Source organism: Pyxidicoccus sp. M15 (genome assembly GCF_056858435.1).
On sequence record NZ_CM166495.1, the window covers coordinates 9,800,363 to 9,812,735 of the forward strand.

11 protein-coding genes are annotated in these 12,373 nt (G+C 72.1%); 3 read left to right on the forward strand and 8 right to left on the reverse strand.

Going from position 1 to position 12,373, the window contains the following annotated elements; all coding sequences use genetic code 11:
* Positions 1–42 precede the first annotated feature (42 nt).
* From ACX9TP_RS36235 to ACX9TP_RS36245, 3 genes are all read left to right on the forward strand, one after another.
* A complete protein-coding gene (locus ACX9TP_RS36235; RefSeq protein ID WP_482975220.1) occupies positions 43–2,886 on the forward strand; it encodes an Rne/Rng family ribonuclease in 2,844 nt (947 codons plus the stop codon).
* A 492-nt stretch (positions 2,887–3,378) separates the two neighbouring features.
* Positions 3,379–4,764 (forward strand): YhjD/YihY/BrkB family envelope integrity protein, encoded by a 1,386-nt coding sequence (locus tag ACX9TP_RS36240; RefSeq protein WP_482975221.1) that lies wholly within the window; start codon positions 3,379–3,381, stop codon positions 4,762–4,764.
* A 125-nt stretch (positions 4,765–4,889) separates the two neighbouring features.
* Entirely contained in the window at positions 4,890–5,240 is a 351-nt protein-coding gene (locus ACX9TP_RS36245) for an HU family DNA-binding protein (RefSeq protein WP_163995233.1), read from the forward strand.
* Positions 5,241–5,255: 15 nt separating this feature from the next.
* Here ACX9TP_RS36245 and ACX9TP_RS36250 read toward each other — a convergent pair whose 3' ends face one another.
* The 8 genes from ACX9TP_RS36250 to ACX9TP_RS36285 form a co-directional block, all read right to left on the reverse strand.
* On the reverse strand, positions 5,256–7,325 hold the full coding sequence (locus ACX9TP_RS36250) for a flagellar biosynthesis protein FlhA (protein ID WP_482975222.1): 2,070 nt from the start codon (positions 7,323–7,325) through the stop codon (positions 5,256–5,258).
* Positions 7,322–8,371 carry an EscU/YscU/HrcU family type III secretion system export apparatus switch protein gene (locus ACX9TP_RS36255; protein WP_482975223.1) on the reverse strand — a complete coding sequence of 350 codons (1,050 nt, stop codon included), beginning with the start codon at positions 8,369–8,371 and terminating at the stop codon, positions 7,322–7,324. Before ACX9TP_RS36255 ends, ACX9TP_RS36250 begins: the two co-directional genes overlap by 4 nt.
* Positions 8,368–9,162 carry an EscT/YscT/HrcT family type III secretion system export apparatus protein gene (locus tag ACX9TP_RS36260; protein ID WP_482975224.1) on the reverse strand — a complete coding sequence of 265 codons (795 nt, stop codon included), beginning with the start codon at positions 9,160–9,162 and terminating at the stop codon, positions 8,368–8,370. The genes ACX9TP_RS36255 and ACX9TP_RS36260 overlap by 4 nt, the downstream gene beginning before the upstream one ends.
* Positions 9,159–9,428, reverse strand: coding sequence for a flagellar biosynthetic protein FliQ (locus tag ACX9TP_RS36265; RefSeq protein ID WP_482975225.1), 270 nt, complete (start codon positions 9,426–9,428; stop codon positions 9,159–9,161). The genes ACX9TP_RS36260 and ACX9TP_RS36265 overlap by 4 nt, the downstream gene beginning before the upstream one ends.
* A 4-nt stretch (positions 9,429–9,432) precedes the next feature.
* On the reverse strand, positions 9,433–10,164 hold the full coding sequence (gene sctR, locus ACX9TP_RS36270; protein WP_482975226.1) for a type III secretion system export apparatus subunit SctR: 732 nt from the start codon (positions 10,162–10,164) through the stop codon (positions 9,433–9,435).
* Positions 10,161–10,586 (reverse strand): flagellar biosynthetic protein FliO, encoded by a 426-nt coding sequence (locus ACX9TP_RS36275; protein ID WP_482975227.1) that lies wholly within the window; start codon positions 10,584–10,586, stop codon positions 10,161–10,163. The genes sctR and ACX9TP_RS36275 overlap by 4 nt, the downstream gene beginning before the upstream one ends.
* Positions 10,587–10,594: 8 nt before the next feature.
* A complete protein-coding gene (gene sctQ, locus ACX9TP_RS36280; protein WP_482975228.1) occupies positions 10,595–11,740 on the reverse strand; it encodes a type III secretion system cytoplasmic ring protein SctQ in 1,146 nt (381 codons plus the stop codon).
* 147 nt (positions 11,741–11,887) lie between these two features.
* The gene (locus ACX9TP_RS36285; protein ID WP_482975229.1) at positions 11,888–12,370 is read right to left on the reverse strand and encodes a hypothetical protein; all 483 of its coding nucleotides are present in this window, start codon (positions 12,368–12,370) and stop codon (positions 11,888–11,890) included.
* Between the last annotated feature and the right edge of the window lie 3 nt (positions 12,371–12,373).

Consider the following 12,373-nt stretch of genomic DNA (forward strand, 5'->3'; position numbering starts at 1 on the left):
CGGTGAGGTCCGCCCTACCGCGCGCGCGTGCAGGATTCATCCATGAGCAGCATCCTGGTCATCAACGCCGCGGGTCGCGAGACTCGTGTGGCGCTCGTCGAGGGCGGCCACATCGCGGAGTTCTACCTCGAGCGTAAGAAGGACAAGGGAGTCGTCGGAAACATCTACAAGGGCCGGGTCGTCCGGGTGCTCCCGGGCATGCAGGCCGCCTTTGTCGACATCGGCCTGGAGAAGGCCGCCTTCCTCTACGTCAGCGACGTCGTCTACGACCCGGACTTCGCGCGCGCCCAGTTCGAGCTGACCGAGGGCGAGCACGAGGACGCGCCGGAAGTCCCCACCGAGTCCGAGGCCGACGCGGCCGAGGCCGCCCACGTCCACGGCCCCGTGGTGGAGGCGGAGGTGGAGGAGCTGACCGGCGAGGCCGCCCTGCACCTCGCCGAGTCCCTGCCGCGCGACACCGTCATGGAGCTGGCCGCCAACGCGCCGGCCGTGATTCTTTCGGACAGCACGCCCGCTCCGGCCGAGGCCGCGGCGCCGGCCGCCGGGGAAGCCCCCGCAGTCAGCGCGGCGCCCGAGGCGCAGGCCTCCGCCGAGGCCCCCGTCGCGGTGCCCGAGGTGACGGAAGCGACGCCGGTGGCCGAGGCCGCAGCACCCGCCGCCCCCGAAGCCGCAGCGCCGGCCGCTCCCGAGGCCGCCGTCGCAGCCCCGGAGTCTGGCTCCGCCCCGGAGGTCTCCGACGCGAGCGCCACCGCCGCGGCCCTGGCGGCGGCGATGCTTCAGGCGGAGCCGCCTCCGGCGGCGGCCGCCGCGCTGGGCGAAATCGTTCCCCCGCCCGCCGGTGGTGAGTCCGCGCCGGCCGCGCGCCCCGCCGAGGTCTCCGGTGAGCGCCGCACGCCGCGCGAGGCGCGGGAGGCCCGCGAGCCCCGCGCCCGCGAGGGCCGTGAGAAGGACCGCGAGAAGGACAAGGGCCGGCGTCCGGAGGAGAAGCGCCGCGACAAGCGCGACGACGACAAGGAGAAGCCCAAGCAGCGCCGGACGGACAAGATTGAGGACTTGCTGAAGGTGGGCCAGGAGGTCGTGGTCCAGATTTCCAAGGACCCCATCGGCACGAAGGGCGCGCGGCTCACCTCGCACATCTCCATCCCCGGCCGTCACCTGGTGTTCATGCCCACGGTGGACCACGTGGGCATCAGCCGCCGCATCTCCAACGAGAAGGAGCGCCGGCGGCTGCGCGACATCGTGGACAAGATGCGGCCGCCCGGCACGGGCTTCATCGTCCGCACGGTGGCGGAGAACGTTCCCCAGGAGAAGCTGGAGAGCGACATCCGGTTCCTCATCGAGGTGTGGAACCAGGTGGTGCGCCGCAACGAGAAGCGCGGCGGCCCGGGCCTGCTGCACCCGGACCTGGACCTCATCCTGCGCGCCACGCGAGACCTCTTCGCGCACGACGTGGAGAAGCTCGTCGTCGATGACCGCGAGGAGTACGAGCGCATCCTCGGCTTCGTCACCGCGCAGGACCCCGCGCTGCGCGACAGGGTGGCGCTGCACGAGGGCGACGACACCGTCTTCGACGCGTACGGCATCGAGCAGGAGCTGCAGCGCGCCACCCAGCGCAAGGTGTGGCTGAAGAGCGGCGGCTACCTCATCATCGACCAGGCCGAGGCGCTCACCGCCATCGACGTCAACTCGGGTCGGTACGTCGGCAAGAAGAGCCTCGAAGAGACGATTACGAAGATCAACGTCGAGGCGGCCAAGGAGATTGTCTACCAGCTCCGGCTGCGCAACATCGGCGGCATCATCATCTGCGACTTCATCGACATGGAGAAGGCGCAGAACCGGGACAAGGTCTTCAAGTCGCTGCAGGAGGCGCTGGGCCGCGACAAGGCGAAGACGAACGTGCTGCGCATCTCCGAGCTGGGCCTCGTGGAGATGACGCGCAAGCGCGTGCGCGAGTCCATTGGCCGCATGCTGCACGAGGACTGCCCGTACTGCGACGGCAACGGCTTCGTGAAGACGGCCACCACCGTGGCGTACGAAATCTTCCGGGAGATCCGCCGCGAGGCGCCGGGCTACAAGGACTCCACGCTGGTCATCAACTGCAACGCGGAAGTGGCGCGCCTGCTCCAGGGCGAGGAGCGCAACGAGCTGCGCCACCTGATGGACCGGTACAACAAGTCCATCCAGGTCAAGGCGCAGCAGAACTACCACCGCGAGCAGTACGACATCTACGGCCGCTCGGCCACGGGCCCCGAGCACAAGGTGGCCTCGTCACCAGGCTCCGGTGATGGCGAGCTGGCCATGCAGCAGCGCAAGCCGGACAGCAACGGCGGCGGCGGCGGCTACGGGCGCCAGGACCAGGGCCGCCGGGGCGGCGGCAGGGACCGCGACCGGGGCGAGCGTGGCGACCGCGGCGGTGGCGAGCGCGGAGACCGCGGTGGCGACCGGCGCGATGACCGGCGCGAGGGCCGTCGGCCCGACCGGGGCGGCGACCGTCCCCGGGGTGACCGGGGCGGTGAGCAGCGCGGTGGCGACCGGGGCGGTGAGCGGGGCGAGCGCGGCGGTGAGCAGCGCGGCGACCGGGGTGGTGAGCGGGGCGGCGAGCGCGGTGGCGAGCAGCGCGGCGAACGCGGTGAGCGCGGCGGCGAGCAGCGCGGCGAACGCGGTGACCGGGGCGGCGAACGCGGTGAGCGCCGGGGTGGCGAGCAGCGCGGCGACCGGGGCGAGCGCGGTGAGCGTGGTGACCGCGGCGGTGAGCGCGGTGGTGGCTCGGGTTCGTCCACGGGTGGCGGCTCTGGCGGAAACGAGGGCGGTGGTGCCCCGCCGCCTTCGACTCCGCCTGCGTCGTCGGGCGGCGGCTCCGAGCCGTCGGGCGGCGGCACGACCTGAGCGACAGGCGTTTGAATCCGTCACGCGGCCCTGAGGCCGCGTGACGGAGGCAGTGCAGCAGGGGCAAGCGCACTGCCCCTTCCGCTGAACCCGAGCCGTCGCCCCAGGGCGGCATGACGGACGCAGGGCAAGGGTGCCCCTTCCGCTGAATCCGAGTCGTCGCCCTGCGGCGGCATGACGGACGCAGGGCAAGGGAGCAGGCGTGCACCGCCCTTCCTCGCCGTGAATCCTTCCGGCGCGACCTCCGTGCCGCACAGCTGTGTCGGATGGGATGCGCTGGCCGCCCATGCCCCCTGGGGTGGGCTGGCCCCGGGGGCCGCGAATTGGCTAGCCTGGAGTCCCCTTGCCGCGGGGCGTTGTCCGCTCCGGGCCCGGCCAGCTCCCTCGGATGACTTCTCCCTTTCCCCCACGCGGGCCGACCCTTACGAGGCGCCGTATCGCCCGTCGCGGGCGGGCGCATGCCCACCCGACACGCAGCGCCTGGGGGAAACCGTGACGGCCAATCCACTTCCGTGGCTGCGGGCGACGCGGGACAGGACGGTGGCCTGGGCCCTCCGGCTCTGGACGCCAGTACAGGGCACCCAGGTGGGGCGCTTCGCGACGGATACCTTCATGGCCGCGCGGACCGTGGCCCAGGGCTTCCGTGGAGAGAACCTGCGGCTGCGGGCCGCCGCGCTCACGTACATCAGCATGTTCTCGCTGGTGCCGCTGCTGACGGTGGCCCTGGTGCTGCTCACGGCCCTCCACCAGGACGGGTTCAAGGCCGAGCTGCGCCGGGTCGTCGGTGAGCTGCTGGACCCGGGCGTGGTGGGCAAGACGTCCGAGTTCCTCGACCGGTTCCTGCAGCCCAGCAACCGCATCGCCATCGGCAGCGTGGGCTTCCTCGCGGTGATGATGTCGGCGGGCTCGCTGCTGCGGCAGCTCGATGGCGCGGTGAACGAGCTGTGGGGCATCCGCCGCCAGCGTCCCTGGGGCGTGCGCCTGCTCATCTACGGGGGACTGCTGCTGCTGGGCCCCTTCTTCCTCGCGGTCTCCTTCTCGGGGACAGGCAAGGTCCGCGACTTCCTGCAGACCCACGCGCCCCACGCCCACGCCTTCATCTTCCTGGGCACCACCCTCGTCGCCATCGCCAGCCTCACGCTGCTCTACTACTGGACGCCCTACTCGCACGTGCGCGTGCGCTCGGCCCTCGCGGGGGGACTGGTGGCGGGCATGGGGTGGATGGTGGCCAAGCAGGTCTACGCCGAGTTCGCGCTCCGCAGCTTCCGCCACAACCCCATCTACGCCTCCCTCAGCGCCCTGCCCCTGTTCCTCGCCTGGGTGTACGTGAGCTGGCTGCTCCTCCTCTTCGGGGCCCGGCTGTCCTATGCCGTGGAGCACGCCGCCTTCCGGGACTCTCTCTTCGCCTTCGGCTCCCACCCGCGCGCGCACGAATTGGTGGCCTCGCGCATCGCCCAGGAGAGCACGCTGGCCTGGGTGGATGGGACGCAAGCCCCCACGCCCCGCGAGCTGGCGACCCGCCTGCGGGTCCCCGAGTCGCTCGTCCACGAAGTCGTGGACCGCATGGTGGAAGCGGAGCTGCTCCAACGCCTGCGCCGGGGCGGCCTCCGTCCCGCCAGGGACCCGGCCACCCTCACCCTGGCGGACACCACGCTGGCGGTGCACGGGGTGATGATCAGCGGCGACTCGGAGACCTGGAGCGGCCCGCGCGCCCCGGGCTTCGAGCAGATGGAGCCCCTCTTCCAGGCGGCCGACTGCGCCGGCATCGATCTGCTGCGCCGCACCCGCTGGCTGGACCTCGTGGTGCATCTGCGCCCCGGCCTGGCCGAGCCCGTAGCCTCCGCGCCTCCCAGGATTGCGGCTGGCGGAAATCCGTAGAGGTTCTGGGTGGTTGGCTGTCCACCTCGCTTGCATGGGGGATGCGTTCTGTTATGTTTTCAGGATTCGACCGAGGGCCAGAGTGCCCTGTTTCCAAGGGGTCACCGGGTTTGCGGGAGCGTCCGATGCTCAAGTCCGATCTGATCAACATCCTCGTCGCCAAGCGGGGCGTGACGCAGAAGCAGGCTGAGGCCACCATCGAGACGATTTTCGAGTCGATGAAGGATGCCCTCTGCCGCGGGGAGAACATCGAGATTCGCGGCCTGGGTGCCTTCCACGTGAAGAACTACCAGGGCTACCAGGGCCGCAATCCGAAGACGGGGCAGGTCATCCCGGTGAAGCCCAAGCGCGGACTGCTCTTCCGCACGGGCAAGGAGCTGCGAGACCGGGTCAACCGTCCGCCGCCCCAGCAGGCCCAGACGGACCTGCCCTCCGTCTCCGAGAGCAAGGGCCCCAGCACCGGCACGGGGCTCTGAGCCCTTCCGGTTGTTTCAGCGTCCCATCGGCACGGGCGACAGCCGACCGATGGGACGAATCTGCAGGGCCCCGTCCAGCTCGCCGTAGGTGAGTACCGCGACTTCGGGGAAGGCGCCCTCGCAGAGCCTGCGCAGCGGCCGGCGCACGTCCGGCGCGGTGAGCAACACCGCCCGGCCGCCCGTCGCCACCTGCCGCACGCCCTCCAGGATTTCCGCCACCCGCTCCGGGTCGAGCGCGGGCCCCCGAGGCCCCGTAGCCCGCAGCACCTCCTCCACCTCCGGGTCCACGAGGTAGGCGTACAGCGGCCCCGTGGGAGCGAACTTGTGGCTGAGGTAGCGGCGCAGCGCCTGGCGGCAGCGCTCGGCGAGCGCCACCGCGTCCCCCTCGGTGGTGGGCGAGACGAGCGCCTCCAGGATGGCGCGCAAATCCCGGATGCTGACGCCCTCCTGGAGGAGCTTGCGCAGCACGTCCGTGAGCAACGGCAGCGGCACCTTCTGCAGGGCCTCCTTCACCAGGACGGGTGACTGGGCTTCCAGCCCCTCCAGCAGTCCCTGGACGTCCTGGAGTCCCAGCAGGTCCGCGGCGCGGGCCCGCAGCACGCTCCTCAGGTGGTCCGCCAGCAGCTCCCCCGGGCTCCGCACGGGGACCTGCGCCGCCTCCAGCAGGGCCCGTCCCGTCTCCGTGATTCGGCTGATGGCCCTGCCGGTGCCGGGCTCCACCGCGGGCTCGGCCTTCACCTGGAGGAAGGCCAGCTCCTCCGGAGGCGCCAGCGCGTAGAGCGCCCCCGGGACGACCTGCCCTCCGCCCGAGGGGACTTCGTCCACCTGGATGCGGTACTCCCCGGGCGACAGGTACGCGGCCTGCGTCCGCACGCGGATTCCGGGGATGCGCACCCCCAGCTCGAAGAACAGCTCATCCCGCACCGCGTTCAGCGTCTTGTGGACGAAGGCACCGCCTTCCTCTTCCGCCAGCACCGTCAGGTCCGGCGCCAGGTCCAGGGTGAGCGGAGAGACACCCACGGGCACCGAGGCGCTCTCCGGCGGTGCGCCCGCGGCGGGGCCAGCAGCGGCCGCGTCAGGGCTGGCGCCCTCCTTCTCCCCGGGCCCCCCGGGCTCCCGTTGATTCAGCGCATGGCCGAGCCCGCCCAGCCCCGCGGCCAGGAGGAGGAACGTCAGGTGCGGCATGCCCGGCATGAGGGCCAGCGCACCACAGAGGCCCGCCACCACCCAGAGCGTCCGGGCCTCTCCGAAGAACTGCGAGCCAATCTCCAGGCCGAGCGAGTCGTCCTCCTTCTCCGAGGCCACCCGCGTGACGACGAGGCCCGCCGCCACCGCGATGCAGAGCGAGGGGACCTGCGACACCAGTCCATCTCCAATCGCGATGAGCGCGAAGGTCGACGCGGCCTCCGACAGGGACATGCCGCCCTGGAGCACGCCGATGACGGTACCGCCCAGCAGGTTCACCGCGACGATGACGAGACCGGCGACCACGTCCCCCTTCACGAACTTCATCGCGCCATCCATGGCGCCGAACATCTGCGACTCGCGCTCCAGGTCGCGCCGCCGCCGCCGGGCCTGCGCCTGGTCGATGGCCCCCGCGCGCAGGTCCGCGTCGATGGACATCTGCTTGCCCGGCATCGCATCCAGGGTGAACCGCGCGGACACCTCCGCGACGCGCTCGGCCCCCTTGGCCACCACCAGCAGCTGCACCAGCGTGAGGATGGCGAACACCACGGCACCGACCACGTAGTCCCCGCGCACCACGAACTCGCCGAACGCCTGGATGACCTCGCCCGCGTGCCCCTCCGCGAGCGCCAGCCGCGTGGACGACACATTGAGCGCCAGCCGGAACAGCGTGGTGAACAGCAGCAGCGTGGGGAACGCCGTCACCTTCAGCGCGTCCTTTGCCCGGAGCGACGCCACCAGCAAGGCCACCGCCGCCGCCAGGTTCACCGCGAGCCCTGCGTCCAGCAGCCAGGCCGGCAGGGGAATGATGAGGGCACCCAGCACGGCGGCCATCGCCACCGCGAGCACCACGTCCGAGGACTTCCGGGCCTTCAACAGGATTTTCGAGAGCGGGTTCATGGTGTCTGTCTCCGTGGAGGGTCGTCCACGCTTCGTGCCTCCATCGCCGTGCGCAGGACGACCGCGGCCGCCTGGTACAGTTCCTCGGGGATGGACTCCCCGAGGTCGTAGTGGATGAGGCTGCGCGCCAGCGGGATGTCCCGGACCACCGGAATCCCGAGCCGCCGCGCCTCCTCCCGAAGGGCAAGGGCGTCTTCCTCGCGGGCCTTGGCCACGAGGTACGGCGCCTCACATTCCCGGGCGTCGTAGCGGAGGGCCACCGCGAGGTGCGTGGGGTTGATGACCACGGCGGTGGCCTTCTGCACTCCACGTGCCGGTCCGCCCTGCGCGAGCTGCCGCTGCAGGGAGCGCCGCTGTCCCTTCTGACGCGGGTCGCCCTCGCTCTCCTTGTGCTCGCGCTTCACCTCCTCGCGGCTCATCATCAGGTCCTTCAGGTGGCGCCGACGCGCGAGGACGTAGTCCCCCACGCCCAGCACCAGCACCACCCAGGCGAGCCGGATGGCGAGCCCGCCCAGGCGCTCCACCAGCAGCGTCAGCCCCTGCGCGCCGCCCAGCCAGGCGGCGCGCAGCGCGTCCGGGCCGACCTCCTCCACCTCGCTCCAGACGAGCACCGCCACCAGCGCCACCACCACCAGCGCCTTCGCCACCTCCACCAGCGGCTGCATGCTGAACAGCCGCTTCAAGCCCGCCGCGGGACTGATGCGCTCCAGCTTCGGCGCCGCGTGGCCCAGCTCCAGCTCGAAGCCCACCGTGGCGACGGACACGCCCAGTGACGCCGCGAGGGCGCCCCCCAGCGCCGGCCCGCAGAGCCTCGCGGTAATCCACAATCCCTCCCACCACGCTCCCAGGTCGCGCTGCTCGAGGAACAGCCTCGTGGTCCAGTCCTGGAGTCGGAGGAAGCCCTCGGGCGCGCAAGCCGTGAAGCCGAGCAGCCCTCCCAGCGTCACCGCGCTGGACGTCAGCAGCCGGCTGCGCGGAATCTGTCCCTTGCGCCGCGCCTCCCGGAGGCGCTTCGCGGTGGGCTGCTCCGTCTTCTCGCCGCTCATCGCGCCACCTCGCCCAGCGTCGCCAGCACACCTTCCGCGGAGAGCACGCCCGCCAGCAGTCGCTCGCACAGCACGCCGACCCCCAGCCACAGCAGCGCGCCGCCCCCGAGAATCCGCAGCGGCGCTCCCACTTCCTGCAGGTTCATCTGGGGCGCGGCTCGCGAGGCCATTCCCAGGAAGCAGTCCACCGCCAGCATCGCCGCCGCCACCGGAGCCCCCACCGCCAGGCCCGTGGCCAGGGCGCCTCCGGCCAGCACGACGACGTGCATCGTGGCCGCTTCCGTCGGAACGAAGACTCCCAGCCGTACCACTCCGAAGCCGCGCAGCAGCCCGGAGAGGACTCGCCAAAACAGGCTCCCCGACACCACGAGCGCCACCAGCAGGTGGTAGAGCCCGTCCCCCGTCGCCGACTCGCGACTGCCCGCGGCGGGCAGGCTGGCCTCCGCCGACGTCCCCCGGAACAGGTCGATGAAGCGGCCGCCCATCCGCGCCGCGTCGAAGGGCAGCGCCGCCACGAGCCCCACCGACATCCCATAGCCCAGCTCCCGCACCACCAGCGCCGCCAGCTCCAGCGAAGACTCCACCGGCGTCACCAGCTCCACGCCGGCCTCGAGGCGAAGGAAGAGCGACAGCGCGAGCACCAGCGCCAGCCGCACCGTCGTGGGCGTGGCCTGCCCTCCCAGCAGCGGACACAGGAAGGCGATGGGCACCAGTCGCGCGGCGCACAGCGCCACCACGACGATGTCCGGCCGAAGCGCTTCGAGCCAGAGACGCAGCGGCTCCAGGTTCATGCCGCCACCTCGGCGATGAGCAGGAGGAGCTGGTGCGTGAAGCGCGTGAGCTGCCCGGCAATCCACGGCCCGGCGAGCACGAGCGCGAGGACCGCGGCGCACAGCTTGGGCACCACCGCGAGCGTGCTCTCCTGGAGCTGCGTGGTGGCCTGGAAGAGGCTCGACAGGAAGCCCACCAGCAGGCTCGCGCCAATGGGTGGAAGCGAGGCGAGCACCATCAACAGCAGGGCCTCATGCCCCAGGGTGAGCAGGACGTCCGGGGTCATGTCGTCACCGGTAGCCGAGGATGAGGCCCCGCGCGAGCAGTGCCCAGCCATCCACGGCGACGAAGAGGAGGATTTTGAAGGGCAGGCTCACCTGGCTCGGTGACAACGTCTGCATCCCCAGCGCGAGCAGCACGTTGGCGATGACCATGTCCAGCACCAGGAATGGGAGGAAGACGAGGAAGCCAATCTGGAAGGCCTCCTTCAGCTCGGTGATGACGAAGGCGGGAATCACCACGAAGAGGTCCGTCTCGTGCACCGCGTCCGCCTCCTCCGGAGGGCGGAGCTCGCGCGCCAGGTCCACGAAGCGCGCCCGCTCCTCCGGGCTGCCGTGCTTCACCAGGAACGAGCGCAGCGGCTCCGCGACCCGCGACGCGGCCGACAGAATCTGCGCACCCGAGCCCCCCTCCACCTCCGCGTACGCCACCTGCCCCGCGTCGTACATGCGCTCCATGACCGGCGCCATGATGTGTCCCGTGAGCACCGCCGCCAGTCCCGTCAGCACCAGCGTCGGCGGTGCCTGCTGCGTCCCCATCGCCGAGCGCGCCAGCGACAGCACCACCGCGATTTTCGAGAAGCTCGTCAGCATCAGCACCGCGAACGGCAGCAGCGACATCAGCGCGAGCATCCCCATCATCGACAGCGGGCTGCCCGCGTAGGACAGCCGGGAGAGTGAGGTCTCCGCCGCGGAGGCCAGGGCCGGTGCCAGCAGTCCCGCGCCCATGAGCACGCGCTTCATCGCCCCACCCCCTTGCCCCGCCCCGGCACGCGGCGCTTCGGCATCGGCCGGCGGGCCTGCGCCAACGCCTGCGCGAACACGTCCTCCTGCTCCTGCGTCTCGCGTATCTCCGCGAACGAGTCCCCGAAGGCCACCAGGAAGCCGCGGCCGTCCACCTCCACCAGCGCCAGCCCACAGCGCGGGGAGAGCCCCGCTCTCGAGACGACGTGCAGCCGCGCCACCTGGGGCACCTCCTGCCCCGAGGCCCCTCGCCGACGCAACCACCAGCCCAGACCGCCCAGTGCCAGCGCGCCCAACAGCCCTCGCGCGGCGGAGGTCATGGACAGCCCCCCCAGCGGCCCGAGCGCCGTCAGCCCGAGCACGAGGGCCCCCGCCGCCAGCAGGCGCGCACGGGGAGACAGGGATGAGAGGAGGCTCTTCATCGGCGGCCTCATGGCAGCAGCGCCAGGACGCGGGCACCGACCTCGCCCTCGATTTCCACGAGCTCGGCACGAGCCACCGCGCGGTCGCCCACGCGCAGCAGCACCGGCTCGTTGGCGTTGATGTGCAGCGGCAACAGCGCGCCCGGCTTCAGCACCGCCAGCTCCGACAGCGGCACCATCACCCGCGTCAGCTCGATTTCCACATCCACCGGCAGCGGGGGCATGCCCTCGCGAAGCTCCTTCAGGTCCACCATGTCCGACTCCTGGGAATGCGCGCTTCCGTGCGCGTGCGTCAGCGAAAAGCCCTCGGCGAGGAAGTTCCCCACCAGCGCGAAGCCTCGGGTGACGAGCCGCCCCTGCCCCAGGAGGCACCCACCCTCGCGGCGCACCCCCTCGAAGAGGACGACGTCCCCCACCGCGAGCGACTCCAGCGCCAGGGCTGGCAGCGGCGTCTGGCCCATGAGGCACCGCGCCTCCAGCGCCGCCGCGAGCACCTCCGGCGCAATGCCCGGCCCGCGCTCCACGGGCAGCTCCTGGAACACCGTCTGGAGCACCGGGGCCGGCAGCAGCAGGCGTGCCCCCGCGCTCACCGTCCCCACCGTCAGCGACAACTCGATGGCCACCAGCGACTGCCGCCCATCCAGCCGCGCCACCACGTCCGCCCGGCGCATCGTCACGCCCGACAGTCGCGGCCCCAGCTTCGGGTTCAGCACGCCCTGGGAGCGCACCGCGGAGAGCGCCAGCAGCAGCAGGTAGGCCAGCGTCGCTTCCTCCAGCCGCGCCAGCTCCGTCACCATGCCCGGCCGCTGCCCCGCGCCGGCGATGCGCTCCAGCGCGGCGAAGGCGAGCGCCGGCTCCAGCTCCAGCACGCCCGTCCCGCCCACCGCCGACAGCTCCAGCAGCGCGAACACCGCCGGCTGCGCCAGCCCCGTCGCCGGAGAGATGGCGGCCTCCAGGAGTCGCGCCTCCGCCGTCACCGGACACTCCAGCTCCCGGGACAACACGCCCGCCACCACTCCCAGCGCTTCCCGCCCCAGCTCGGCGACGCGGGGCCGCTCCGAGAGCGCGACGTGCGCGCGGGTCAATCGGCGCGAGCCCAACCCGCGCAGCGGGCGGACCTTCCGGGTGGCGGACTGCTCGACATCGGTGCTCATCGAAAGCTCCCTGGCGGTGTTGGGACACACCCCACCCGTGCACGGCACCCGCCAGGTGCCGCGCCCGTGAAGTCATGGGGTTGAAGAGGCGTGACATCCGGATGCGGGATGCCGGGTACGCGGGCCGGGACGGCTCCGCGGAAAGACTCAGCGCGTGGCCTCGCGGATGAGCCGCTCGGCCAGGGCGCCCAGGGCGGGCGGCGCCTGTTCCCCGGGCTCCACCTGACGCCCGGAGAACAGGGTCCGGTGGTAGGGCGGGAGGCGGCGGAAGATTTCCCGCCGCAACGGCTCCGGCGCCTCTTCCATCAGCGCCTTCAGCCTCGCGGCGGCGTCAGCCCGCTCCCCGAACTCCACCGCGACCTTCGCCTGCCGCTGCGCCGACGACAGCCCCGCGATGCGCAGCAGGTGCTCCTTCGCGCGCTCCGCCTCGCGCACGCCCAGCCCGCTCAGCAGCTCCGCCGCCCGCTCGCGCCCGAGCACCCAGGCCACGAGCGCGTAGCGCTCCAGCGGAAGGGCCAGCGAAGGAAGCGGCCCGGACCGGGGCGGCGGCGCTTCGCTGGCGGGCGTCCGCACCGGCGGCGTCCCCCTCTTGTCCGGCCGGGCCGTCCGGCCCACACGTGTCGCTTCCATGGT

Coding starts and splice junctions, on each gene's coding strand:
- ACX9TP_RS36235 (WP_482975220.1), top strand. CDS start 43: ATGAGCAGCATCCTGGTCATCAACGCCGCGGGTCGCGAGACTCGTGTG.
- ACX9TP_RS36245 (WP_163995233.1), top strand. CDS start 4,890: ATGCTCAAGTCCGATCTGATCAACATCCTCGTCGCCAAGCGGGGCGTG.
- ACX9TP_RS36250 (WP_482975222.1), bottom strand. CDS start 7,325: ATGAACCCGCTCTCGAAAATCCTGTTGAAGGCCCGGAAGTCCTCGGAC.
- ACX9TP_RS36255 (WP_482975223.1), bottom strand. CDS start 8,371: ATGAGCGGCGAGAAGACGGAGCAGCCCACCGCGAAGCGCCTCCGGGAG.
- ACX9TP_RS36260 (WP_482975224.1), bottom strand. CDS start 9,162: ATGAACCTGGAGCCGCTGCGTCTCTGGCTCGAAGCGCTTCGGCCGGAC.
- ACX9TP_RS36265 (WP_482975225.1), bottom strand. CDS start 9,428: ATGACCCCGGACGTCCTGCTCACCCTGGGGCATGAGGCCCTGCTGTTG.
- sctR (WP_482975226.1), bottom strand. CDS start 10,164: ATGAAGCGCGTGCTCATGGGCGCGGGACTGCTGGCACCGGCCCTGGCC.
- ACX9TP_RS36275 (WP_482975227.1), bottom strand. CDS start 10,586: ATGAAGAGCCTCCTCTCATCCCTGTCTCCCCGTGCGCGCCTGCTGGCG.
- sctQ (WP_482975228.1), bottom strand. CDS start 11,740: ATGAGCACCGATGTCGAGCAGTCCGCCACCCGGAAGGTCCGCCCGCTG.
- ACX9TP_RS36285 (WP_482975229.1), bottom strand. CDS start 12,370: ATGGAAGCGACACGTGTGGGCCGGACGGCCCGGCCGGACAAGAGGGGG.